Source organism: Gemmatimonadales bacterium, from assembly GCA_036500345.1.
Classification (GTDB): Bacteria; Gemmatimonadota; Gemmatimonadetes; order Gemmatimonadales; family GWC2-71-9; genus Palsa-1233.
On record DASYCE010000031.1, the window covers coordinates 25,465 to 49,892 of the forward strand.

20 protein-coding genes and 2 tRNA genes are annotated in these 24,428 nt (G+C 67.3%); all 22 read right to left on the reverse strand.

Annotated elements, in window-relative coordinates:
- Window positions 1-9 precede the first annotated feature (9 nt).
- Entirely contained in the window at window positions 10-1,527 is a 1,518-nt protein-coding gene (locus tag VGM20_13445) for a hypothetical protein (GenBank protein ID HEY4101873.1), read from the reverse strand.
- Window positions 1,527-1,994 (reverse strand): hypothetical protein, encoded by a 468-nt coding sequence (locus VGM20_13450; protein HEY4101874.1) that lies wholly within the window; start codon window positions 1,992-1,994, stop codon window positions 1,527-1,529. The genes VGM20_13445 and VGM20_13450 overlap by 1 nt, the downstream gene beginning before the upstream one ends.
- On the reverse strand, window positions 1,991-2,911 hold the full coding sequence (ftsY, locus tag VGM20_13455; GenBank protein HEY4101875.1) for a signal recognition particle-docking protein FtsY: 921 nt from the start codon (window positions 2,909-2,911) through the stop codon (window positions 1,991-1,993). Before ftsY ends, VGM20_13450 begins: the two co-directional genes overlap by 4 nt.
- Window positions 2,911-4,677 carry a hypothetical protein gene (locus VGM20_13460; protein ID HEY4101876.1) on the reverse strand — a complete coding sequence of 589 codons (1,767 nt, stop codon included), beginning with the start codon at window positions 4,675-4,677 and terminating at the stop codon, window positions 2,911-2,913. The genes ftsY and VGM20_13460 overlap by 1 nt, the downstream gene beginning before the upstream one ends.
- Before the next feature lie 15 nt (window positions 4,678-4,692).
- Entirely contained in the window at window positions 4,693-5,952 is a 1,260-nt protein-coding gene (locus VGM20_13465) for a M23 family metallopeptidase (GenBank protein ID HEY4101877.1), read from the reverse strand.
- Window positions 5,952-7,157: a cell division protein FtsZ gene (gene ftsZ / locus VGM20_13470; GenBank protein HEY4101878.1), complete on the reverse strand. Its 1,206-nt coding sequence runs from the start codon at window positions 7,155-7,157 to the stop codon at window positions 5,952-5,954. The genes VGM20_13465 and ftsZ overlap by 1 nt, the downstream gene beginning before the upstream one ends.
- 22 nt (window positions 7,158-7,179) lie before the next feature.
- The gene (gene ftsA, locus VGM20_13475; protein ID HEY4101879.1) at window positions 7,180-8,436 is read right to left on the reverse strand and encodes a cell division protein FtsA; all 1,257 of its coding nucleotides are present in this window, start codon (window positions 8,434-8,436) and stop codon (window positions 7,180-7,182) included.
- A complete protein-coding gene (locus VGM20_13480) occupies window positions 8,433-9,119 on the reverse strand; it encodes an FtsQ-type POTRA domain-containing protein (GenBank protein HEY4101880.1) in 687 nt (228 codons plus the stop codon). The genes ftsA and VGM20_13480 overlap by 4 nt, the downstream gene beginning before the upstream one ends.
- Complete coding sequence (murC, locus tag VGM20_13485; GenBank protein HEY4101881.1) at window positions 9,116-10,489, reverse strand: UDP-N-acetylmuramate--L-alanine ligase; 1,374 nt, start codon at window positions 10,487-10,489, stop codon at window positions 9,116-9,118. Before murC ends, VGM20_13480 begins: the two co-directional genes overlap by 4 nt.
- A gap of 44 nt (window positions 10,490-10,533) precedes the next feature.
- A complete protein-coding gene (locus tag VGM20_13490) occupies window positions 10,534-11,628 on the reverse strand; it encodes a UDP-N-acetylglucosamine--N-acetylmuramyl-(pentapeptide) pyrophosphoryl-undecaprenol N-acetylglucosamine transferase (GenBank protein HEY4101882.1) in 1,095 nt (364 codons plus the stop codon).
- Window positions 11,625-12,779: an FtsW/RodA/SpoVE family cell cycle protein gene (locus VGM20_13495; GenBank protein HEY4101883.1), complete on the reverse strand. Its 1,155-nt coding sequence runs from the start codon at window positions 12,777-12,779 to the stop codon at window positions 11,625-11,627. Before VGM20_13495 ends, VGM20_13490 begins: the two co-directional genes overlap by 4 nt.
- Window positions 12,776-14,140 (reverse strand): UDP-N-acetylmuramoyl-L-alanine--D-glutamate ligase, encoded by a 1,365-nt coding sequence (murD, locus tag VGM20_13500; GenBank protein HEY4101884.1) that lies wholly within the window; start codon window positions 14,138-14,140, stop codon window positions 12,776-12,778. Before murD ends, VGM20_13495 begins: the two co-directional genes overlap by 4 nt.
- Window positions 14,137-15,264, reverse strand: a complete 1,128-nt coding sequence (gene mraY / locus VGM20_13505; protein ID HEY4101885.1) for a phospho-N-acetylmuramoyl-pentapeptide-transferase — start codon at window positions 15,262-15,264, stop codon at window positions 14,137-14,139. The genes murD and mraY overlap by 4 nt, the downstream gene beginning before the upstream one ends.
- Before the next feature lie 6 nt (window positions 15,265-15,270).
- The gene (gene murF, locus VGM20_13510) at window positions 15,271-16,623 is read right to left on the reverse strand and encodes a UDP-N-acetylmuramoyl-tripeptide--D-alanyl-D-alanine ligase (GenBank protein ID HEY4101886.1); all 1,353 of its coding nucleotides are present in this window, start codon (window positions 16,621-16,623) and stop codon (window positions 15,271-15,273) included.
- A complete protein-coding gene (locus VGM20_13515) occupies window positions 16,620-18,065 on the reverse strand; it encodes a UDP-N-acetylmuramoyl-L-alanyl-D-glutamate--2,6-diaminopimelate ligase (protein HEY4101887.1) in 1,446 nt (481 codons plus the stop codon). Before VGM20_13515 ends, murF begins: the two co-directional genes overlap by 4 nt.
- Window positions 18,062-19,999, reverse strand: coding sequence for a penicillin-binding transpeptidase domain-containing protein (locus tag VGM20_13520; protein HEY4101888.1), 1,938 nt, complete (start codon window positions 19,997-19,999; stop codon window positions 18,062-18,064). The genes VGM20_13515 and VGM20_13520 overlap by 4 nt, the downstream gene beginning before the upstream one ends.
- The gene (locus VGM20_13525; protein ID HEY4101889.1) at window positions 19,999-20,280 is read right to left on the reverse strand and encodes a hypothetical protein; all 282 of its coding nucleotides are present in this window, start codon (window positions 20,278-20,280) and stop codon (window positions 19,999-20,001) included. Before VGM20_13525 ends, VGM20_13520 begins: the two co-directional genes overlap by 1 nt.
- Entirely contained in the window at window positions 20,270-21,184 is a 915-nt protein-coding gene (rsmH, locus tag VGM20_13530; protein ID HEY4101890.1) for a 16S rRNA (cytosine(1402)-N(4))-methyltransferase RsmH, read from the reverse strand. Before rsmH ends, VGM20_13525 begins: the two co-directional genes overlap by 11 nt.
- A 49-nt stretch (window positions 21,185-21,233) precedes the next feature.
- Window positions 21,234-21,308 (reverse strand) — tRNA-Asp (locus VGM20_13535).
- Between the two features lie 49 nt (window positions 21,309-21,357).
- Window positions 21,358-23,169: a hypothetical protein gene (locus VGM20_13540; protein HEY4101891.1), complete on the reverse strand. Its 1,812-nt coding sequence runs from the start codon at window positions 23,167-23,169 to the stop codon at window positions 21,358-21,360.
- A 61-nt stretch (window positions 23,170-23,230) separates the two neighbouring features.
- Window positions 23,231-23,304: transfer RNA gene (locus VGM20_13545), tRNA-Val, on the reverse strand.
- Window positions 23,305-23,539: 235 nt separating this feature from the next.
- Complete coding sequence (locus tag VGM20_13550; GenBank protein ID HEY4101892.1) at window positions 23,540-24,391, reverse strand: hypothetical protein; 852 nt, start codon at window positions 24,389-24,391, stop codon at window positions 23,540-23,542.
- Window positions 24,392-24,428 lie beyond the last annotated feature (37 nt).

The following is a 24,428-nucleotide window of genomic DNA, read 5'->3' on the forward strand; positions in this document are numbered from 1 at the left end:
TCGACACCATCACGCGTCCATCACCGCCCGGATGTCGGCATCGAGATCGGTCGCGGCGTCACTGCCTGTCACCCACGACACCACGAAGAAGGTCAACATGGAGAGGACGAGCGCGAGTCCCGACGCCGTGACGCCGACGGGAAATGAATAGATCCTGAGGACGTTGAGTGATTCGAAGAGCAGCGTGATGGTGAGACCGACGACCATCGACGCGATGGCGCCGGCACGCGTGGCACCAGGCCAGTTGAGCCCGATCGCCAGCGACGGCACCAGCGTCGACGCGAAGAGCCCCCAGCCGAAGATGCCGAGGACGGCGACCAGCGCTCCGCTCCAGAGCGCCAGCCACGCGGCAAGCGCCGCGATCACCACCGTCGCGATCCGGCCGACGAGGAGTTCATTCCGGATCCGGTGGCCAAAGGCGATCGGAAGATCGTGCGTGATCGCGGCGGCACCGACGTTGAGGAAGGCGTTGACCGTCCCCATCACCGCGGCGGCGATCCCGCTGAAGACGATCCCGGCGAGAAGCGGTGCGGTACGCTGCAGCAGAAACGCTGGTGTTGCGTCATCGGCGTGCGCCAGCGGTGCCATCGCACCGGCGAAGACGCTCGCCTTGACGCCGATGCCGATCCCGAAGAAGAGGAGCAGCGTCACCAGCAGCACGAGCGTCATCAGCAGCGGATACCAGCGCAGCTGCACCGGGTCGCGCAGCATGTAGTACTTGCTGATCACGTGCGGCTGTCCCAGGGTGCCGAGGCCGAAGACGAAGAAGAACGACAGCGCGGCGAGCGGTGCGAAATGTCCCCATGGCGCCAGGAATGCCGGGTCGTGCGTCATGATGACGCGCGACATCGCCGCAAGGCCGCCGCCGCGATGGAGTACCGAGACGAAGACGAGCACCGAGGCGAGCGCCTTGATCGTCCCCTGAAAGACATCGGTGTACACCCCGGCGAGAATCCCGCCAGTCGCGGTGTACGCCAGTACCACCAGGGTGCCGATGATCACGCCCTGCGCCAGCGTCATTCCGAAAATCGCATCGAGGACGAGGCCGAGTGCGAGGAGGTTGGTCGCCACGTAGCCGATCGTCGCGACCAGGATCGCGGCGGCACAGACTCCCTGCGCGGCAGGCGAGCGGTACCGCGCCCCCACGGCATCGGGCACGGTGATCACGCCGCGCACTTCGCGAAGCAACCGCATCCGTGTCGCCAGCGACCACGCGCTCATCGGCGTCGTGATCGAAGCGGAGAGCGAGATGAACAGCGCGCCGATTCCGCCGGCGTACAGCAGCCCGGGGCCGCCGATGAAGATGAACCCCGACAGCGTCGCGGCCATGGCGGCGAGCGTCATCGTCCAGAGGCCGATCCCCGGTCCCGCGACGAAAAAGTCTGCGGCGGTACGGGTTCGGCGCGCTGCCCACCACGCGATCCATCCGCACACGACGAAATAGATCGCCGCAATGACGACGATCGCCGGCGCGCTCGGCGCGGGGATCGCGTGGGTCTGCGGAAGCAGCGACAGGTGCGGCAGCATTACTCCTTGCGGAGTCGTGCGCAGCGCGCGCGGAAGGCCGCGAGGGAGGCCTCATCCAGCCCACCGGCGCGGAATTCCAGCGCGAAGAGTCCCGGGAGGATCACCAGCGGGAGCAGGCCGACGCCGACGACTTCGATCGCCGCGCGGCGCGGCAGCCCGAAGAGGAGCGGCTCGGGCGATGTCGCCGGAAGGAGCAGTGCTGCGCCAAAGCCGCCGACAATGACGATCAGCAGGAAGATGACTGCGACAGCAACCAGCGGGCGACGGACTCGCGACCGCGTCGCCCCGATACCGATCATTCCCGCCATCGCGCAGGCGGATCCGACGATCATGCACCACACTCCCCACGTCGGGGCGCCGCCCGGCAACCACGCTGACGCGTCGGCCAGGGCAATGAGCGCCACGCCCCCGACCAGGATCGCGAACGACATCGGCGCATGGACACTCTGCGCAGCGTGATCGCTCATTCGTCTTCGCCGAGGAGGATCGTCGCCATCCGTCGCGCATCGAACGGCTCGAAGTCGTCGACCGACTCGCCGGTCCCGATGTACCGCACGGGAATGTTCAGTTCACGGCGCAACGCCACCACGGCGCCACCGCGTGCGGTGCCGTCGAGCTTCGTCACGATCAATCCGGTTGGTGTGACAACTTCGGCAAAGAGTCTTCCCTGCTGCACGGCGTTCTGTCCCACCGACCCGTCGAGGACCAGCAGAACTTCGTGCGGTGCGCCGGCGATCTTCCGGCCAACGACGCGCACCACCTTGCCGAGTTCGGCCATCAGGCCGTCCTGCGTGTGCAATCGTCCGGCGGTGTCGATGAGCACCACGTCCATTCCGCGCGCAACGCCGGCTTCGGTCGCGTCAAATGCCACCGCCGCGGGATCGCCGCCGGCCCGCCCCGAGACACACGGAACCTTGAGTCGCTCGGCCCAGATCTCGAGCTGCGCAACCGCGCCGGCGCGCCAGGTGTCGGCGGCGCCGAGAAGGACGCGGCGTCCTTGCGTCGTGAGGCGATGCGCGAGCTTCGCCACCGACGTCGTCTTGCCGACGCCGTTGACGCCGATCACCAGAACGATCGCCGGCCCTTCCGCCGGTTGCGCCAGCGCACCCGGATCCGCCGGACCGCCGAGCATCGTGGTGAGCCGATCCATCAGGGCGGCGCGGAGATCATCTTCAGTCTTGAGCGTGCCGCGACGAACGCCGCCTTCGAGCGCCTCGACCAGATCGAGCGTCGCGGGGACGCCGAAGTCCGCTTCGATGAGCAGTCGTTCGATCTGTTCGAGGTCGGCCGCGTTGAGCCCGCGAGCCAGCGCGCGGACGTCGGTCAGCGCGAGTCGCTTGAGGCGCGACCAGAGCGACAGCTTTTTCCCGCCAAGACGATCCACTAACGCAACCCCATTCGTCGCCGCAGCATCCATTCGGTGCCAAACCCCGCGATCGCCACACCGAAGAGCCAGACCAGATCGCGCAGCGGACGTCCCGGGCCACCGGGACGCAGCGACGCCGGACGGCTGCGAAGCGTGACCGGCGAAGGGACAAGTTCGTCGGCATAGGGCTCGACCGCAAAGGTCCCGGTACCACCGCCACCGAGCGTGTAGCGATATCGCCCCACGTCGAGCGGCAACGTCGCGTCACCGGCGGCGTCGAAGCGCAACGTATCACCGCTGGCCGCGCGCGGACCCGCGAGCGTGATCGCCACCGGGACCGGCGCACCGCGTCCGATCCACCGGAAACGGACCGGGCGGCCGCGCTCCGTCACCGGATCGACGGGGCGTGCGCGCGCACTGTCGCTCTCCGGCGCAGCAAGGAGCCACGACACCATCCCGGAAACCATCGTCCGCCAGGCCTGATTCGCGACACCACCGTGCAACGGCCACCGATACCATCCGTCTGCGGCGATCGTCACCGTCCTCGATGTGTGGTCCTCTCGACCGCCGATCACCGGGACCGGTGTTCCGCGCCGGGACCGGCGGGCCGTCGCGCCGATCCAGCCGCTGGTCGAATCGACGGCAATCGGATGGATCGCGACGAGCGCCGGAAGCGAATCGGCGTCCACGCCGGCAAAGGCATCGGCGATCGGCGAACCGTTCGTGCCACCGACATACCAGTCGCCGGGCTGATCGGCCGGTGGCCAGAAGAGGCGAGCGCGGCCATCCGTTTTCCACGGTCCCGGGTCGCCGCGCACAGCAAGCAGATCGGCATGGCGGGCCGCGTCCGCGACGACGTCGGAAGTCACCGGCGACAGATCTTCCATTCTCCGCCAGCGCCCCGCCTGCAACTGCACGAAACCGCGCACTGGAAGGTTTGCCACGTCGACGAGGGAACGGTACAGCGCGCGCGCGTCAAAATCAGGGAGCGCGGCGAGCACCGCGATGCCGGGTGTGGGTGTCACGGTGAGCCGCCACCAGCGCACGTCATCGCCCGGTTCGTCGTCCGCCGTACCAACCCTGGTCACTTGCAGCCATCGCTCACCCGCGTAGCCGTGCGGAAGCGGCGTACTGAGGCGTACTTCCGCTCGGTGACTTCCGCTGAAGCGAAGCATTCCGTGCATCAGCGTCACCGTGCTGTCGCGCACGGCGATCTCGATCGAGTCGGGTGCACCTGATGTCCGAGTCGCCTCGATTGTCATCGCCAGCGTATCGCCAGCCGCCAGCCTCAGTGGGGCGCGGACCGCGGTGAGCGCGACATCGGGTCCCACAGGTCGCGGCAACGCGCGGACGCTGACCTGGTCGAGGAGATCCGCCGGAATCGTCGAGAGATCGGGGATTTCGCCGTCAGTGACGACGGTCACCGCGCGCCCCGAGCTGACCGCACCGGTGAGGACGTCGAACAACGCCGACCGATCGCCAGGGATGCCCGAAGCGAGTTCGCCAAAAGTGGTTGTGTCGCCGATCGACGCCGCGAGTCTGCCCGCCTCGGCGGCTCGGCCGCCTGCGGCATGCATCGAAATCGAATTGTCGAGGAGTACGAGTGGCCGGCGTTGCGCCTTTCCGGCACGGATCGTCGGATCGAGGAGGAGAATGACGAGCGCGACGACGCCGACCCCTCGCGCCAGTACTGCAAGTCGAGCTCGTCCATCATGCCATCGGTCGCGCCAGCTCCACCATGCCAGCGCCGTTGCCAAGGCCACGGCGAGGACGAGCTGCAGCATCGATTCTGGAACGCCTTATTCGGTAACTGGCGTTACTGCGGCGGGCGGACCACCCAGGAGTTCCAACAGAAGCGTGCGATGGCGCTCGAATTCGGCGAGTTCCGAGCGGGGAAGTGGCGCACCCGGCTCGGAATGGATCGATCGCGGGTCACGCGCCACGCCGTTGACGCGAAATTCATAGTGCAGATGCGGGCCGGTGGCGAGACCGGTCATCCCGACCAGCCCGATCTCCTCGCCCTGTGAGACGCGAATTCCCTGGTGAATGCCGAGGCCGATCTTGCTCAGGTGCCCGTAGCGGGTGACGATCCCGTCGCGATGTTCGATCTCGATCATCTTGCCGTAGCCGCCCGACCATCCTGCCACCCGGACCACGCCGTCGCCGGCGGCGCGAACCGGTGAGCCCTGCGCGGCTGCGAAGTCGATTCCCTCGTGCTTGCGAAAGAGACCAAGAATCGGATGGAACCGTGACAGCGAGAAGCCGCTGGAGATGTAGCGGAAATCGACCGGCGACATCAGGAACGCGCGCTTCAGCGCGGCGCCGTCGGCGTCGTAGTACGCGTCGTGACCCTCAGGACTCGGATACGAGAACGCCTGATAGACCTTGCCGCCAACCGTGAACCGGCTCGCCAGCACTCGCCCGAACCGGACTTCGCCGTCCTCGGAGATCTGGCGCTCGACCACCGAAGCGAACGGATCGCCTGGTTGCAGGTCGCGGGAGAAATCGACGGTGTATGCGTTGACGTCGGCGAGCTGATAGACCAGACGCGTGCGCTCGTTCTTGTCGAGCGTGAGGTCGGAGACGCTGCGATCGAGCGCGTCGTACAGATTGGTGCGAATCTCTCCGTTGACCACGATCGTGTCGGTTGCCCAGTGAATCGGAATCGCTTCGCCGGTCCAGCCGGCCGCGGTCCGCACGAAGCGCAGCCGCTGATCGGCGCTCGGCCGGAACTCGAAGTGGGTCGGCGAATCGGTCGCGGCATCACGTCGAACCGAGAAGACGAGTCCCGCCTGGATCTTTCGTGGATCGAATCGGAGGAGCGCGCCGAGGGCGCGCAGATCGAGTCCGGTAATCCCCTGGCGGCGGAGAAGTGTCGTCACGCTTTCGCCGCGCTGCAGTGTGTCGCTGATTTCGCGGAACGAGGTGGTCACCAGCACCGGGCGCGCCGTTGGCACGTCGGAGAGCCGCGCCCACGGCCAGTTGCCGCGGATCCCGAACGTCGCGGTCAGGACCAGGACCGCCAAGCCGAAAAGAAAGAACGTCGCGCGGCGAATCATCAGTCCATCTGCCGCCGGATGAAGGTGGGAATTTCCATATCGGAGACATCGGGTGACGCCGGACGACCGGGCGCGGGTGCCGGGCGAACGAACGGCTGCTGCGGTACCGGTCGCGTTGGCGGAGCGGCAGGGGCGGCCTGCATCGCCGGCGGCGTTGCAGGTGCGGCAGCGCGCCGCGGCGTGAACGGCAGCACCTGCGGGTTCGCCGCACGCTCGACCACCGGCTCGCCGGTGACGGCCCGGTCGAACCCCGTCGCGATCACCGTCACGCGGACTTCCCCTTCCATTCGCGAATCGCTCCCCGCACCAAAGATGATCTGTGCCTCGTCGCCGACGGCGTCATGAATAATCTCGCTGATCTGCGTCGCTTCGCCGAGGGTCAGGTCGTGTCCGCCGATGATGTTGATCAGGACGCCGCTGGCGCCCTGGATCGAAACATTGTCGAGCAGCGGCGACGAGATCGCCTGCTGTGCCGCCTCCAGCGCCCGGTTCTCCCCGCGGCCGATTCCTGTCCCCATCAGCGCTGCCCCACCATTCTGCATCACCGTCCGGACGTCGGCAAAGTCGACGTTGATGATCCCGGTGCTGGTGATCAGCGACGCGATGCCTCGCGTGGCGTTGAGCAGCACCTCGTCGGCCTTCTTGAGCGCATCCTGGAATGGAATCCCCTTCCCGACCACGGCCAGCAAACGCTCATTCGGTACGACGATCATGGTGTCAACGTTGCGGCGGAGCTCGGTGATCCCCATTTCGGCCTGCTTCATCCGCTTGCGGCCTTCAAAGAGGAACGGCTTGGTCACGATCCCGACCGTCAGCGCGCCGATGTCCTTGGCGATCTGCGCGATGATCGGCGCCGCCCCGGTGCCGGTACCGCCACCCATGCCGCAGGTGACGAAGACAAGATCGGCTCCCTGGAGATGCTCGAGCACCTCGTCCCGATTCTCCTCGATCGCCTGGCGCCCGATTTCGGGGCGGGCACCGGCGCCGAGACCACGGGTCAGCTTCTTCCCGATCTGGACCTTCACGTCCGATCGCGAGCCGGCCAGCGCCTGGGCATCGGTATTGACCGAGATGAATTGGACCCCGGCGAGGTATTCCTCGATCATCCGGTTGACGGCATTGCCGCCGCCGCCGCCAACGCCAACCACTTTCATCCGGGCATTCTGCCCGGGTTGTTCTTCCAGCTCGAACGTCATGTCTGACATGGTGAGCCTCCCCGAGAGGCGTTCAGAAAAAGTCCTGCAGCCAGCGCTTTACCGGTCCCAGTACACGATCAACCGCCGGCGACGCGCGGCCGCCAGCGCCAAAACCGGAGCCGGTCGCCACCTGGCGAGCGCCCCAGAGGGCAAGCCCCACCGGAACCGCGAGTCCCGGTGCTGCCACCCGGTCAACCAACCCCCGCAAACCATCGGCCGGAAATCCTACTCGAACCGGCGCCGCGAAAACATCCCGCGTCAACTCGACGATCCCCGGCGTCGACGCACCACCACCAGTCAGGACGACGCCGGCAGGGAGCCCCGCCATCCCCCATCCGGCCCGGCCGACTTCATCGGCGGCGAGTTCGAGCACCTCCTGAAAGCGCATTCCCATGATGTGGGCCACGAGCTTGCGCGGTGCCCGGCGAGCCTGCAGCCCGCCGGTTCCCGGCAGTTCGATCATCTCGACCTCCGGGACCATCGCCTCGTAGGCGCTCCCGAAGGTCTCCTTGATCCTCGCCGCTTCTGCCTGGGTAATCTGAAGCCCATGAACCAGGTCACTGGTGACATGGCCGCCGGCGAATCGCAGCGCCGCCGTGTGCCGGAGCTTCCCTCCCTGAAAGATGGCGACAGAGGTACTCCCCGCGCCAAGCTCGACCAGGACCACGCCGGCCTCTCGCTCCGCCGACGTCAGCACTGCCAGCGACCCGGCCAGCGGTTCGAGGACAAACTCTCCGACGTGCCATCCGGCCTTCTCGATCGCCTTGCGCTGGTGTGCGATGGCACTGGAGCGGACGGTGACGAGATACACCTCGGCCTCGACCCGCTCGCCCGACATGCCGATCGGGTCGGCGTACCCCGGCGCGCCGTCGACGCGGTAGTCATGCGGAATGGCGTGGAGCAGTTCCTGGTCCTGTCCGAACGAAATCGCGCACGCCACGTCGTTGACCCGGGCGAGATCGACGGTGCGAATCTCGCTGCCCGGAATACTCGCGACGCCATGCGAGACGCGCTGTGCCGCGTGCACACCGGAGACGCCGCAATACACCGTGCCGACTTCGAGACCGGCGATCTGCTCGGCGCCCTTCATCGCGCGGGTCACGGCGCGCACCGTTTCATCAAAATCGCGGATCGCGCCGCGGCGCATGCCAACCGACTCCTCGATCGCCACGCCCAGCACGCGCAGCCCCCACGATCGTCCGTCGCCGGTCACTTCGCCAATGAGGCCGGTGATCTTGCTGCTGCCGAGATCGACGGCGGCGACGAGTCGCTGCACCGGAACGCTCACGTGGCCCCCGTCCGTACGAAGATCCGCGACTGGTACCGCGCGTCGATTTCTCGCCACGCAAGCCCGTGCTGCGTCAGGTAACTGCGAACGCCGATCACTGCGCGAAGCATGTCATCATCGGCGCCGGGGCGATAGCGCACGGTGCGGGCACCCTGCTGGACCACCACGTCGCCGTGATCGCGGCGGGCAGATTCCGCGGCGTCATATCCATCAGGATCGGCGCGGCGCAACCGGTCGAGGAGTGCGGCGGTGAGCGAATCGCGATCGGCGATCGGCAGCGACGCCGGCAACCGCACCGGATCGAACGGGAGCACCCGACCGCGCGCATCCATCAGCGCGAGATGGTCGCCCTGCGTCACCAGCGCCACCGGACTTGACTCGTCGACCGTGACCCGCAGCGTCCCGGGAAAGCGCCGCGTCACCCGGGCACGAATGACACCGGGAATCGCGGTGGCGGCACGTTCCATTGGCGCGAGCGGGTCGAACATGCTGGTGGTGTGGCGCACGCCGAGGCGCCGCGCGACGTCCACCGGATCGAGGTATCGCGCCCCGACCACTTCCACCGAGCGGACCTGGAAGAAGCGCAGCCGCCTGATCGCGCGTGGCGCGAAGACCGCTATAGCAACGACCACTATGGCGACGATCCCTGCCGCCGCCCAGCGGCGCATCGCGGTCACCGTCACCGTGCCTCCAGCAACTGACGCACTTCGGCGCCGACATGCGTGATGTCGCCGGCGCCGAGGGTCAGCAGTACGTCGCCGTCGCGGAGGACCGCCGTCACCTCTGCCGCGAGTTCAGTGCGTCGTGGTTCGTAGAGCACGAAGCCGCCCGCCGCGACCGCCGCGTCGGCCACCAGCTTGCCGGTGATCCCGGGCTCGGGCTGTTCGCGCGCGGCATACACGTCGGCCACGACCACGACGTCAGCCGCCGCCAGCGCCTGTCCCATGGTGGCGCCGTGTTCGCGCGTGCGCGAGAAGAGGTGCGGCTGGAAGACCGCGACCAGGCGCCGATCCGGGAATGCCTGCCGCGCGGCGGCGAGAGTCGCGCGAAGCTCGGTCGGGTGGTGGGCGTAGTCATCGACGAAGGTTACGCCGTGCGCGTCGCCGAGGCGGTCGAAGCGGCGGCCGACACCGGTGAATCCCGCCAGCGCGTCGAGAACTGCGGCAATGTCGCTGTCGAGTGCCACGGCGACGGCGAGCGCGGCTGTCGCGTTGCGGAGGTTGTGCATGCCCGGCACCTGCAGCCGCAGCGTGACGGTGCGCCCGCCCGGAAGGGTGATTTCGGCGGTCGAACCGGTGGGCGCGAGGTCCTGGGCGGTGATCGTGAAATCAGTCGCCGCAGTGCCGAAGCGCCAGGTCGGGGTCCGCACGGCATGCGCGACCCGGTCGCTGCCGGCGTCGGCGGTGCCGATGATCGCCCGTCGCGCGCGCGCCGCGAAGTCGACGAACGCCGCTTCGAGCGCGTCGACCGAGCCGTAGCATTCGAGGTGGTCGGCTTCGACATTGTTGACCACGGCGATCGTCGGGTGCAGGGTGAGAAACGCCTGGTCGTATTCGTCGGCCTCGACGACGAACACGCGGTCGCCATCGAGCCACGCGTTGCCGTGCCACGCGGTGACGCGGCCGCCGGCCAGCCCCGACGGGTGCAATCCGGCTGCGCGAAGCACTTCGGTGGTCATGACCGTCGTCGTCGTCTTGCCGTGCGTGCCGGCGATCGCGACGAGCGTCGTTCCGTTGACGAGATCGGCGAGCGCGTCCTTGCGGCGGACCACCGGAATCCCGGCCGCCCGCGCAGCGGTAATCTCCGGGTGATCGTCGGGCGCAGCCGCGGTGGCGATCACGGCACGCGCCCCCGACAGATGGGCGGCGTCGGATCCTTGCCAGACTGTCGCACCGGCAGCCGCAAGATCGGCAAAAGCCGTAATATCGGGATCGCAGCCTGTGACGGCGACGCCGCGACGACGAGCGGCGAGCGCCAGCGCGCTCATCCCCGCACCGCTGATGCCGAGGAAGTGAATCGGACGTGAATCGTCGGGATCGAACAGGCCGGCCACAGGGGCAAGATAAGAAGCCGTCGCCCCCTTGGGGAGCACGGTGGTTACGCCGAACGCGCCAGCGCGCTGACCCGCAGCGCGATCACTTCGGCCGCGTGCGGGCGACCGCGCTCGCGCGCAGCAGCTGCGATCTCTCCCCGGCGACCGGGATCAGCCAGGAGCGTGGTGACGGCGGCAATCAATCCCCCACCGGGAAGGTCGTGCTGCGGGACCGTGACCGCGGCACCGGCGCGCTGCATCGCGAGCGCATTGTGGGTCTGGTGATCGGCGGCCGCGGTCGGCAGTGGCACCAGAATCGACGGAATCCCCCACGCGCACAATTCCGCGAGCGTCATCATCCCCGCGCGCGCAATCGCGAGATCGGCGACGGCCCACGCGTCTGCCATCGGATCGATGAAGGGAATCACGTGAACGTTGGGCGGGTCGTGGAGCGCGGCGAACTCCGGATGCGTGCCGCGGCCGGTGGCCCAGATCAGCTGCACCCCGCTGGCGCCGCCGCTCGCTATCCATTGCGCGATCGCCCGATTGACCGCCAGCGCGCCCTGTGATCCGCCGGTGACGACGACCACCGGCCGCCCGCCGCGGATGCCGAAACGCCGCACGGCGGCGGCGCGGCGCGCAGGATCCGGGACCTCGATCGGTGCACCGGTTGTTGTGGCGTGATCGCGCGCCGATCGCGGCAGTGCGTCGAATGCCTCGGGGGCAGCGAGCCAGACGTCACGCGCCCGTCCCGCGACGAGGCGAGTCGCGAGCCCGGGCCGCACATCGAGTTCGAGGATGCCGGTCGGAATCCCGCGACGGGCGGCGCGACGCAGCACCGGCGCACTCACGTAGCCGCCGGTGCCGACCACCACTGCGGGCTGCTCCAGATCGAGGACGGCGTCGATCCCGCGATTGAGGGCGGGGAGGAGGAATGGCCATCGGACATTCTTCCACCATTGGCGCCGATACAGCGGGTGGAACGGCAGCAGATGGTGACGCAGGTGTCGCTCCGGAAGGACCGACGCTTCGATCCCCCGCTCCGCCCCGACAAAGACGCATTCCCATTCCGGATGCAGCCTGCGTGTCGCGGCGGCGACCGCGAGCGCCGGCATCAGGTGACCGCCGGTCCCGCCCCCCGCCAGAAGAATCGTCGTCACGACGCGCGAGCGGGACGGCCGCGCCGCTGGCCGATCGAGACGAGCACTCCGGCAGAAAAGAGATAGAGGATCAGCGAGACGCGACCGACCGACATGAACGGCAGCGTGAGGCCGGTTGGCGGCATCAGCCACGTCACCACCGCGGCGTGCATGAACGCCGTCACCCCAACGGCGACGGTGAGTCCCGCCGCGAGAAAGGTCCCGAATGGATCCTTCGCGGTGCGGGCGATCCGGAATCCCATCCAGCAGAAGATGACATAGCAGAGCGCCACGAAGGCGACGCCGAGGAACCCCCACTCTTCGCCGATCACGGAGAGGAGAAAGTCGGAATACGCTTCGGGAAGGGGCCCCAGCTTCTGCGTCCCGCGACCGTAGCCCACACCGATCACGCCGCCGTTGCCGAAGCCGATCAGCGATTCACAGGTCTGCTCGACGGTGCACTGGATCGACGCCGTGCGAAACGAGCGTTCACGCTTCGACCGGACCGCATCGAACTTGAGTACCAGGAACACCGCGGCGCTGGCGAGTGCCGCGACCGCGATCAGGTGAGGAACCCGGGCTCCGGCGGTGAAGATGACGGCGAGGCCAATCACGGTGAGGACGATCGCCATCGACATGCTCGGCTCGAGGTAGACCAGTACCGCGACGCCGCCGATGATCGCCATCAGCGGCGCAAACCCATCCCGGAAATTTCGCACCTTGGTGCCGAGCGACGCGGCAAATGCGGCGACCCATGCCGCCATGGTGAACCGCGCCAGTTCGGAGACCTGCACCTGCATTCCGACCTTGATCCACCGATGGGCACCGTTGAGATAGGGAAACATTCCGTCGAGCGCGCCCGTTGCATGCCGGCCGCGCCAGATGATTCCCACCATCGCGAGTGCGACGAGACCGGCAAGCGTGAGGAGAAAGAGCGGCAGCGCTGCGCGGCGCCAGATCTGATAGTCGAGCCGGGCCACAACCAGGAAGACGACCCCGCCGATCAATGCGGCGACCGCCTGCTGCGACGCCTCGTGATACCACGCCGCGAGATAGGTTCCCGAGGCATAGCAGCTCGCGATCCCGATCGCAGTGAGGAGCAGCGTCGTCACCGCGAGGAGACGGGTCTCCCATCGGTATTCGCCGGGGTGACGCACCGCTGGCGTGCTCACATCCCCTCCACGAGCGCGCGAAAGACCGCCCCGCGCTGCTCGTAGTTGTCGAACATGTCGTAACTCGAACAGGCAGGCGACAGGAGCACCGCTCCCCCCGGCGGCGCGAGCACCCGCGCCTTCGCCACCACATCCTCGAACGTCGTTCCGCGCACCACGCGAATGGCGGGAGACAGGTCCTGCTCGATCAGGTCACCCGCCTCGCCATAGGCGATCACGGCAAGACCGCGCGCACAGAGCGGCCCGACGAGATCGGTGTACGGCTCGCCCTTGTGCCGGCCACCGAGCAGCAGGATGAACGGCCGATCCATCGCCTGGATCGCCACCCGCGTCGACGCGACGTTGGTCGCCTTCGAGTCGTTGATCCAGAGGACCCCTTCGACCTCGCGCACCGGTTCCATCCGGTGGCGCAAGGCACGGAAGGTCGCCAGCCCGTTCGCAATCGATCGGCGGTCGACGCCGGTGGCGTGAACGGCGAGCGCCGCCGCCAGCGCGTTGGCCACGTTGTGGTCGCCGAGCAGCGGCAGGTCGTTCCTCGCCAGGAGCGGCTCGCCCGCGAGCATCAGTTGATCCGCGTCGCGATCAAACCACCCGTCGGCGCGCACCAGCGTCGAGAACGCGAGGTGACGACCGGGAACGCCGCGGATCATCCTCCGCGAATCGATATCATCGAGGTTGGTGACCCAGATCGACGCGGGACCGGCGTTGGCGAAGAGCCGCGCCTTGTCGGCGTAGTACGCATCCAGGGACGGATAGCGGTCGAGATGATCGGGCGCGAGGTTGGTCAGCACGCCCACGGCCGGGGCGAGATCGGGAGCATCGTGCAGCTGGAACGACGACAGCTCCACGGCGAGCCAATCGGGAAGCGGATCGGCCAGCGCGACCGTCGAGAGCGGATGACCGATATTGCCGGCGGCAACACTCCGCCGCCCGCCGGCGCGGAGCAGGTGCTCGACGATGGCGGTGGTGGTCGTCTTGCCATTGGTGCCGGTCACGACGATCGCCGGGATGTCGGCCATGGCACCGAGCCCCAGTTGCGCCTCCGCGAGCACCGGAATGCCGGCCGCTCCGGCCGCCTCGACCACCGGGGATTCGGGCGGAATCCCCGGCGAGAGGATCAGGGCGGCACTCCGGGCCACCCGATCAAGGTCGTGGCGGCCTATATCAACGGATACCACAGCGCCGCCGTCCGCGGCCAGCGCGTCCGCCGCGGCGTGCAGCACGCCGGTGTCTCCCTGATCGGAGAGGTAGACCGCGATCCCGTTGGCGCGCAGAAGATGGGTCGCCGCCAGGCCGCTCCGCGCCATCCCGGCCACGCTGACCTCGCGTCCCGACGCGCGCCATGACGCGAGACGGTTCATCGCAGCTTGAGCGTGGTCAGCGCCACGAGCGCGCAGAAGATTCCCAGGATCCAGAACCGTACGACGACGGTCGATTCCTTCCAGCCGAGCTTCTCGAAGTGATGATGCAGCGGTGCCATGCGGAAGACGCGATGCGCGTCGGCGTACTCCCGGCCCCGAGTCCGCTTGAAATACTTGTAGGTGCCGGTCTGGAGCATCACCGACACCGCTTCGGCGACGAACACGCCGCCGATGATCACCAGCAGGAACTCCGACTTGAGGAGAATCGCCACGGTGCCGAACGCGCCGCCGATGGCGAGGCTGCCGGTGTCACCCATGAACACCTGCGCCGGATAGGCGTTGAACCAGAGGAATCCCAGGCAGCCGCCCATCAGCGCGGCGCAGAAGATCGCCAGTTCGCCGGCGCCGGGAAGGTAGAAGAGATTGAAATACGTGGTGGCGTCGACGCGGCCGAGGACGTAGGCGAAGAGCGCGAAGCCGGCCGCCGAAATCAGCGACAGGCCGGTCGCGAGACCGTCGAGGCCGTCGGTCAGGTTGACGGCGTTGGAGAACCCGGTGACAACGCCGGCGACGAAGATCACGAAGACCGCCGGCACGAACACGACCACGAGGTACTTGAAGAACGGCACGGTGGTCGAGGATGCCGGCATCGTCGCCGGTGAGACGACCGGCCAGACCAGGAGCATCACGCCGAGGGTCACGCCGAAGGAAACCTGCGCCACCAGCTTCCACTTGGCGACCAGGCCGCGCGATCGTCCTTCCACGACCTTGAGGTAGTCGTCGACGAATCCGATCGCGCCAGTCCACAGCATGGCGACGACGGTGACTTCGATGAACCGGTTGTCGAGTTGCGCCCAGAGGAGCGTCGGGATCACCGTGGCCGCGATGATGATCACCCCGCCCATCGTCGGCGTGCCGCGTTTGACCTGGTGGTTGGCCGGCCCTTCGGCACGAATCACCTGCCCGACCTTGAGCGCTCGCAACCGGCCGATGATCCATGGCCCCACGGCAAAGGCGATGATCAGCGCCGTCACCATCGCTCCGGCGGCGCGGAACGAGATGTACGTGAAGAGGTTGAAGAGGAGATGTGTTTTCCCGAGCGGGGCAAACAGATGATAGAGCATCCGTCCTCAGGGTGTCGTGGCCGCGCGAGCCAGGATCGCGGGAAGAATACGCTCCAGAGTGACGCCGCGTGAACCCTTGAGGATCACGAGCTCGTCCCCGCGGAGGGAATTCGCCAGGAGTGGGGCCATCGCATCGGCGTCGGGAGCGGTGAGGAGTTCGCCGCGGAAGTGATCACGAACCGGCGCAAACGCGTCGACGAAGTCTCCCACCAGCGCCAACACGTCGGGGGCGAGATCGGCGAGTGCTACGGCCACTTCGTGATGCAGCGTCACCGAGTGCTCGCCGAGTTCGCGCATGCTCCCGGCCACGAAGACGAGGCGCCGGCCGGTGCGGAGTTCGGATGCGAGCGCCATCGCCGTGGCGAACGACTGGGGGTTGGCGTTGTATCCGTCGTTGATGACGGTGAGCTCGCCGTGTTGCGACCATTCGCCTCGGCCGCCGGGGACGGTGAACTGTTCCAGCGCGCGCGCCGCCGCCTGGTGATCGAGGCCAAGCTCCCGCACGATCGTCCAGGCGAACATCGCGTTGCCGGCCTGATGGCGGCCGCGTGCCGCGAGGGTGAAGGTCACGTCGTCGACTGTCACGCGAGGGCGACCGTCGGGCATCATCGTGACGCTCGACGGGCCCGCGTCGGCGCCGTCCAGCCCCGCAGTGATCACCCGGCGGGCAAGCGCGCGCCCTCGCGGGGCGAGCGATGGCGGGGTCGTCCCGATGATCGCCAGCGGAACGTCGCGCGCGAGCGAGAGTTTCTCGCGGATCACTCCTTCCACTGACCCGAACCCTTCGAGATGTCCCGCGCCGGCATTCAGTACGATCGCGATGTCGGGGTCGATGATCTCCCGGTACCGCGGAATCTCGCCGGGGAGATTCGCCCCTGCCTCGACGACAAGCGCTTCAGTGCCGGGCGGCGCTTCGAGGATGGTCATCGGGACGCCGACCAGGTTGTTGAGGTTGGCGCGGGTCCGGTGCGTCTTCCAGCGCGTCCCCATCACGGCTCCGACCATCTCCTTGGTCGATGTCTTGCCGTTCTGCCCGGTGATCGCAATCACCGGCGCGGCGAAGCTCTTCCGACGCAGCGCGGCCAGATCGCCGAGGGCGCGCAGGGTGTCGGCGACGTGATAGAGCTCCAGTCCCGGGACCGGCGGCGTCCCCGCGCGAACCACGGCGCCCGTGGCGCCGGCATCGCGCGCCTGCGCCAGAAAGTCGTGCGCGTCGAATCGTTCGCCGGCAAGCGCCACGAACAGCGAATCGGGACCGAGGGTGCGGCTGTCGGTGACGATCGCGTTGTATCCGATCGCCTTGTGCCCGGGGAGTGACAGCGCGCGGCGAACCCAGCCGTCGTCCAAGCGCCACGTCATCGGAGCAGCGCCTGCACGATTTCCCGTTCGTCGAAGTGGCGTTTGACGTCGCCTTCGATCTGATATGTCTCATGACCCTTGCCGGCGAGGAGAACGGTATCGCCCGGGCGCGCGATTCGCAGGACGTGCGCAATCGCTTCCTCGCGATCCGAGATGCGGTCGTACGAGTCGCGCGGCATCTCTGCCACGATGTCGTCCATGATCTGCTCGGGATCTTCGTGTCGCGGGTTGTCGGAAGTGATGATGACGCGGTCGGCCATCTGCGCGGCGAGGCGCCCCATGATCGGCCGCTTTCCCTTGTCGCGATCGCCACCACAACCGAACAGCACGAAGAACTTCCCCGGCACGAGCGGGCGGAGCATCCCCATGACCCGCTCATAGGCATCGGGAGTGTGCATGTAATCGCGGAGTACGACGAACGGCGCGTCGGCGAGCCGTTCCATTCGTCCGGGGACCTGTGGTGCCGATGCGAGCCGGTCGACCACGGTGTCGACCGGCAGCCCGCAGCCGAGGGCGGCGACGGCCGCGCCGACCGCGTTGGCGACGTTGAATTCGCCGAGGAACGGCACCGTGACCTCGCGAATCCCGAACCGCCCGCCGATGGTGAACGTCGAACCAGCGGACGTGAAGATCTGATCTGCGACCGTCACGTCGCTGGCCGGCGCGGTCCCCCAGCTGATCGCCCGCCGGTCGGTCGCGAGCGGCGTCCACGCGGGATCGTCGGCGTTGATCGACAGCACGCCGTCGGAGGCGACGAGATCGGCAAGACGGAGCTTTGCCGCGTGATACTGCTGCATCGTCCCATGGTAGTCGAGATGTTCGCGCGTGAGGTTGGTGAAGACTCCCGCGCTGAAGGAGATGCCGTCGAGCCGCCGCTGGTCGAGCGCGTGCGACGACGCTTCCATCGCGACATGGCGGACGCCGTGATCAAGGAGACCGCGAAAGGTCGCCTGGAGATCGAGTGGTCCCGGGGTCGTCAGTGCACCGGCCGACGACGCAACCATATCCCCTGCCCCGTCGAAGGCGCCGAGCGTTCCGATACTTCCTGCATCACCGGCGACGTTGAGCAGGTGGCGCATGATCGCGGTGGTGGTCGTCTTCCCGTTGGTTCCGGTGATCGCCACGATGTCGAGACTTCGTGCAGGAAAGCCGTACCAGACTTCGGCCACGACCTGCGCCGCGCGCTTGCCGTCGCGGACAACGATGACCGGCACCTGGGCATCGACCGCGTTCTCGGCGATCAGCGCCGACGCCCCGCCGGCGAGCGCTTGCGAGATGAAGCGGTGGCCATCGGAGACGGACCCGCGGATTGCGATGAACAGCGTCCCCGGCGCCACGGCGCGCGAATCGACGTCGATCGCCCGGATTTCGACATCGGCCGCGGGCTCGCGCGCGACGAGGTCGTGACTGCGGAGGGCGCGAACCAGTTCGGACAGTTTCACAGGGACGAATCGGCGTAGAGGGTCACCGTCGCGCCGTGAGGCAGCGAATCTCCCACCGCCGGCACGGTGGACCGGACGCGTGCGCGGCCGACGAGGCGGACTTCGAATCCGGCGCGCTGCAAGGCAACGACCGCGGCGCGGAGATTCAATCCGGCAATCGCGGGGACCGCCATCCGATCGGATGGCGGCACGGCGGGCCGCACGGGCAGCGTCACCGTCTGCGTCGAGACGCTTTCGGCGGCGACCGGTCGCGATTCGGCGATGTTGACGTGCGCCGTGAGCCGACTCCGGTCGAAGAGGGACTCCGACGATGCCAGCGCTTGCAGGATGATCGACCGCACCGCCGGCGCTGCCACGTCACTGCCGAAAAAGACGCCCTGGGGATGATCGATCATCACGTAAATCACCACCTGCGGATTGTCTCCCGGAAAGATCCCCGCGAACGAGCCGCGATAGCCGTGGTCCTTGGTCTTGGCGGTCCCCGTCTTTCCCGGCACGGCGTAGCGCACCAGCTGCGCCTTCTCCCCGGTGCCGCCGCTATCGGTCACCATCTCCAGATATGCCATCAGTTGCCGGGCGACGCCTTCCGGTACCGCGTGCCGCAAGGTGTCGAGACGATGCCGCCAGAGCACCGCGCCACGGTCGTTCCGCACTTCGGAAATCAGCGCCGGAGCCATCACCACGCCGTGATTGGCGATGACACCGTACCCCGCCGCAAGTTGCGCCGCGGTCGCTTCCCATTCGTATCCCTGGCCGAGTGACGGCTGGGTGTACTCCCGATTGGCCCAGAGCGACGGTCGCTGCAAGAGCCCGGGCGCTTCGCCGGGAAATCCGGTCGCCGGCGCGGCGCCGAACCCGAAATCCCGGATCGTCTCGTACTGCTCGGCCGGTGTGAGTCGCATCGCGAACTGGGAGATCGCGATGTTGCTCGAAAAGCGAACGGTTTCGCCGAGGGTGACGGGGCCGTGCAATTTGTGTTCGTCCTGGATGCGACGCGTGGTGCGGCCGATCGGCATGCGCCAGTCGCCATCTTCGCCGTTGACCGGCGTGGTGTCGCGGTTGGCGCGCAGCAGCGCAGCGATGGTGAAGAGTTTGGATGTCGAGCCCGGTTCGTTCGGTTCCACGAATGCAGACGACGTCGAGACTTGCTTCCCCGACACGGTGTCGGTTCGCACCGATGCCACCGCGAGAAACTCGCCGGTTCGAACGGCCATGATGACCACGTCGCCGCCGCGCGCGCGGCTGGTGTCGATCGCATGACGCAACGCACCCTCGGCGATCGCCTGGAGGTTCGCGTCGATCGTGAGATAGACGTCGTCGCCGGCCACCGGTGCGATCGCCGGCGGCCCCGGCGCTTCGAGGCGGTTTCCCTTGGCATCGAGGAGGTAGTGCGTCTTCCCTGGCCGACCCTGCAGCAGCGTGTCGAGCGCCTTCTCCATCCCTTCGATGCCGCTGGTCCCGTTGTCGTCGAGCCGGCCGAGGATCCGGTCGGCGAGCGTTTCCATCGGATAGATCCGGCGGTACACCACCTGAAGCGACACGCCGCGGATCGAGCGGATCGGCTCGATCGCCTCGGCGCTGAACGGGCCGTTGAAATAGGGATAGTCGTTGCGGAAGGCGGCGTCGACCCGGGCGGCCGGAAGATTGAGATCGCGGATGAGATGGGTGCGCAGGCCCGCGGTATCACGGACCTGATCGAGGGCGATGGAGACGCGGTATTGCTCGCCCGTCACCGCAAGCGGATGTCCGTGTCGATCGAGAATCCGTCCACGGCGCGGCGCGACGATCCAGTCACCACTCCGTCGCTTGCTGGCGCGCGCATGCCAGGTGGCGTGCTGCAGTACCTGCACCTGAAAGCTGCGCCCGAGGACGAGCAACGTCGCTGCACCGAGCATCGCTTCGAGCACGAGGATCCGCGCGGCGGGTTTCGCCATCAGTGCCCGCTGGCGATCGGCAGCTGGATCATTTCGGTATCGAGCGCCATGCGGAGCCCGAGCGGCCGCACGCGCGGCGCGAGCTCCTGTGCCGTTTCCAGCGCGGTGATGCGCGCCTGCAGATCACCTTCGCGGCTCTGCAGCGCCTTGATCTGGTTGTCGAGCTGATCGAGACGACGCTGCGCCGGAAATCCCCGGTCGTCGCGCCAGACCACGACGCCAACTGCCGCGAGAAAGACCGCAGTCCAGGCCAGAACGAGGTAGCGTCCCTTAACCCGCATGATCAATCCGGAAGAATCGGAGCTTGGCACTGCGTGCGCGTGGATTGGCAGCGATCTCCGCCGCGAGCGGGATGATCGCCTTCCGAGGCTCGGCCCGGCCGAACGGAGTCTTGCCGCAGATGCATTGCGGCAGCCCGGGCGGGCAGGTACACCCCTGCTCCCAAGCGCGGAACTCCTGCTTGACCAGTCGATCCTCGCCCGAATGATAACTGATCACGGCGAGGGTACCGCCGGTCGGCAACGCCGACCGAAAGGCCGGCAGGGCGCGTGCGAGGCCGCCGAGTTCGTCGTTGACGGCGATGCGGATCCCCTGGAAGATGCGGGCGAAGTCCGGAGGACCGCTACGGGGGCCGAGGACGGCGCGGATGGCGTTGACCAGATCATCGCTCGTGGCAAATGGAGCGTTCGCCCGACGGCGGATGACCTCCCGCGCGAGCCGGGATGCGCGTGGCTCGTCGGCATAGTGACGAAGCGCTGTTTCCATGTCGCGTTCGTCGGTTTCGGCGAGCCAGTCGGCGGCCGTCGCGGCGTCGGGGCCCATCCGCATGTCGAGCGGCGCCCCTGGCCGGAAGGAGAAGCCGCGAGCGCCGTCATCGAGCTGGCGCGAGGAAACGCCGAGGTCGAGGAGGATGAAGTCGGGGCGGAAGGCCGCGACAGCCGCGATCGCTGCATCCGAACCGTACGGCGACTGGAGGAATGTCACGGCACGCCCGGCAAGCCGGTCGCGCGCCGTCGCGAGCGCGTCCGGGTCGCGATCGATGCCAAGGAGTTCGGTGCCGAGGTCGAGGAGTGCCGCGGCGTGACCACCGTGGCCCAGGGTGGCGTCGACGACTCGGCGGGCGCCGCGGGCGCGTTCGATGATCGGGGTGAGAAGAACCGGAACGTGAAAGGGCGCGTCGGGCATCAAGGTTCCGGAAACAGATCACCCCGTCCGATCTCGAACGGGGTGGATACGGGGCTGACGGGGCTCGAACCCGCGACCTCCGCAGTGACAGTGCGGCACTCTAACCAAACTGAGCTACAGCCCCTCAACGTCCGGACGCGAAGCTAATCGCGTCCGGCAGCATTGGGGAGGGGTCAGGGCGTCTTGCAGAAGGCCGACTTCATCGCCGGAATCTGCGTTCGTTCCTGCTGAATCGGGGCCACGAATGCCGTGCCGAACGCCGCGATGTTTTGATTGGAACTCGCCGCGATCGCCGTCACCGACGGCTCGAGGAGGTCGAGGAACGCCACATACTTGTTGACGGTGTCACATGACTTGTCGCTGCGCACCTGTTGCGACAGGACCGACAAACCTGGACGCAGTCCGAGGACGATGAAGTAGTTGGCGTATTCCACGAGCTGCTTGTTCGACGGGCTGATGTCGAGCACCGCCTGGCTCAGGTGGACCATGGTGGAATCATCGCTCGCCGTGTGCTTGGTCGAATCGGCCGCGCGTACCGATGCCGAATCGGCGAACTGGATCAGGAGGCCGGAATACTTGTTCTTGGTATCGTCGTCGGACTTCTTGATCTGCGGCACGAACGCGAGCGCGGCGCTGTCCCGGTGCGCGTTCAGCAGCGACAAGGTGACGAGCAGCAGGGGCTTGGTGTTCGTCGGGTCGAGCCGGACCAGCAGGTTGGCCAGGCGAACGGCAGAGTCGATCTGCCCCGCCCCGGCAAAGAGCTGCATTTCGAGCTGGAGCGGATCGGGGTTGTTGGGATACTTCTTCACATACCGCTGTGCGAAGGTCATCGAGTCCTGACGGGTCCCGGCGACGAACTCGATCTTCTGGAAGAACAGGGTGTCCGCACGTTCGGGGTCGAGCTCGTACTCATGGGCAAAGGCATCGAAGGCGCACTTGTACTTCGCCTGCTGCTGTGCCGGAACCGTGTCATTGGCGCCTTGTGCGGCGCAGGCATTCCCCTGCAGATCAGGCCAGTCCGGGTTGGTCGGATCGAGCTTGCTCTGCTGATCGACAACCTGGGCGGCCGCTTCGGGGTGTCCGTACGCCGTGAAAATCCGGATCGCGTCGTTGGCGAGCTTGGTGTTGGTCGGCGCGATGGTGATCATCTGCTGGTAGTCGCTGACGACGGCCGAGGAGTCGTGCTTCCGGCTGTCGATGGTGGCGAGCTGGAAGACTGCCTGGAGCGACATCGGGTCGGCGGTGACGGCGTTCTTGAAATGCTGCAGCGCCTCGCCCGATGACGAATCCTTCGCCTGGGCGATTTCCCCGAGGCAGAATTCCGCCGTGCCGAAGCCGGGGACGGTCTTGAGCGCCTTGTTGGCGGACTCGATCGCCTTCGACGGATTGCTGGTCTGGTTGTCGTTGCAGGCCTTGGCATCCGCGTACGCCTTGAAAAGGATCGTCACCTGGTCGGCGAGCTTCGATCCCATGTCGTTGAGCTGCTGACCCGCCGCCTGTGTCGACTTGATCACATGACCGGCGCCGTCGTTGGAGCCGCTGAAGCGCGTGTTCGCGACATACCGGCCATCGGCTCCCTTCGAGAGGGCCGTGCTGACCAGGACGCGGGCGCTGAGCTGATTCTGGACGGTGCGGGCCAGCTCGGGCGGCAGGAGCGCGTCGGCGCTGTAGCCCCACTGCACCAGCGAGTTGTTCATCTGCAACCGGGTGATGACCTGCCAGTCACCGCCGTCAATTGCCCGTGCCAGCTTGTCGCGCAACCCATTGCCGAGGAGCACGGCGTTGGTCGAGTCGGTCGGCGAGGGGGGATAGACCGACGGGAACGGCGTGGCGACGAGCACCTTGGTGGCGGGGATGGCGATCACCGCGGCGCAGTTCACGCAGGAACCGGCGCGAATCCCCTGCGATGACGCAGGCGGGACCGCCATGGCGGCCAGTAACGAAATCGACAGCACCTGTTGCAGCATCCCAAGGACCCCCGTCAAGTATTTGCTTCAAGTGAGTACGTCCCGCACCCTCGCGGGGCTGAGGCGCTACGCACGGCGATGGGCGAAGAGGGACTCGAACCCCCGACATCCTGCGTGTAAGGCAGGCGCTCTAACCAGCTGAGCTATTCGCCCGACGTCAGGCCAGCAACGCCAGCGGAAAGAGCACGCAATACCCAACCACCAATAGGACGGATGCCGCCTCCGCAGCCCCACTCCCGGAACTCAGTACCACATAACCTGCGGCGATGGTCAGCACCGCCGCGCCAAGCAGGGCGAGGTTGCGACCCCCGAACTGCCGGGGCCGGGCGTCTTCAGTCGGATTGGTGGGTGGCATTGCTTTGGACGCTAGCGCCTCAGGTGCGGGCGGTCAAGTTGAATGTGGTCCAACCTCTTGAATCGTAATCGTTTCGTCATCTTCTGGCGGTTCGGGCCACCCCTCGTCCAGCGCGGCACGCCGCGGTGCGTCACGACCGCGCCGAGTCGCTGCGGCCCAGCTCAGCAACACCGTCACCACCAACCAGAGTCCGCCAGTCGCCAGCCAGACCACCACGTTGTAGCGCCCGCGAACCGACCGCTGCCACGCCTCCTCGAACCGATCGGGACTGAGCCCGGCGCCGATCGAGAGCGCGCTGTCAAAGGGAACACCCCGCTCCAGCAACGCCACGAATTCGCTCAGGTGCCCATTCCGACTTCTCCGTCCCACCTCAGCCACCGCCGACCCGGCAAGCGCATACGCCGTCTCGGCGTCCAGGCTGCTTCCACGTAACGCCCCGTCGAGCGCGCGGAGTTCCGGGACATGGCCGGTCGCGACGGCAAGGTTCAGTCGAAGGACGGCAAAGCGATCGTATTCCTGCGCCGCAAGCACCGCGTACCCCTCGTCAAACCAGAGCGGCACTCGTTCAGTGACCGACTGGTGCAGGACGACGTGCGCGAGTTCGTGACGCAGCGTCTGGTATGGGTCGCCGGCATTGAGGCGGATGATGACGACGTGGCTCGCGGGAAAGGTGACCCCGGCCCCCCACCCCGGCACCCGGCCACGGGAGAGCCGCATGAAGTCGTTTTTGTCGCGGGCGAGAAAGATCAGCAGCGGCCCGACGTCTGTCCTGCCGATTGCCAGCCAGTCGTGTGGTTCCGATGCGGCTTCGGCGAGCGCGGTTCCGAGAGCGAGGTGGGCGGAATCGGCAACCACCGTGATATCACCAACGGTGACGTGACGCACCGGGTCAGCGGGGCTGCCAAGCTGCAGCAGGAGTCCG

Bases quoted from the DNA above. Each gene is read 5' to 3' on its own strand.
- murD (HEY4101884.1), bottom strand. From the start codon at position 14,140: ATGAACCGTCTCGCGTCATGGCGCGCGTCGGGACGCGAGGTCAGCGTG.
- VGM20_13460 (HEY4101876.1), bottom strand. From the start codon at position 4,677: ATGCTGCAGCTCGTCCTCGCCGTGGCCTTGGCAACGGCGCTGGCATGG.
- VGM20_13465 (HEY4101877.1), bottom strand. From the start codon at position 5,952: ATGATTCGCCGCGCGACGTTCTTTCTTTTCGGCTTGGCGGTCCTGGTC.
- VGM20_13445 (HEY4101873.1), bottom strand. From the start codon at position 1,527: ATGCTGCCGCACCTGTCGCTGCTTCCGCAGACCCACGCGATCCCCGCG.
- VGM20_13525 (HEY4101889.1), bottom strand. From the start codon at position 20,280: ATGCGGGTTAAGGGACGCTACCTCGTTCTGGCCTGGACTGCGGTCTTT.
- murF (HEY4101886.1), bottom strand. From the start codon at position 16,623: ATGACGTGGCGCTTGGACGACGGCTGGGTTCGCCGCGCGCTGTCACTC.
- ftsZ (HEY4101878.1), bottom strand. From the start codon at position 7,157: ATGTCAGACATGACGTTCGAGCTGGAAGAACAACCCGGGCAGAATGCC.
- mraY (HEY4101885.1), bottom strand. From the start codon at position 15,264: ATGCTCTATCATCTGTTTGCCCCGCTCGGGAAAACACATCTCCTCTTC.
- rsmH (HEY4101890.1), bottom strand. From the start codon at position 21,184: ATGCCCGACGCGCCCTTTCACGTTCCGGTTCTTCTCACCCCGATCATC.
- VGM20_13520 (HEY4101888.1), bottom strand. From the start codon at position 19,999: ATGGCGAAACCCGCCGCGCGGATCCTCGTGCTCGAAGCGATGCTCGGT.
- VGM20_13450 (HEY4101874.1), bottom strand. From the start codon at position 1,994: ATGAGCGATCACGCTGCGCAGAGTGTCCATGCGCCGATGTCGTTCGCG.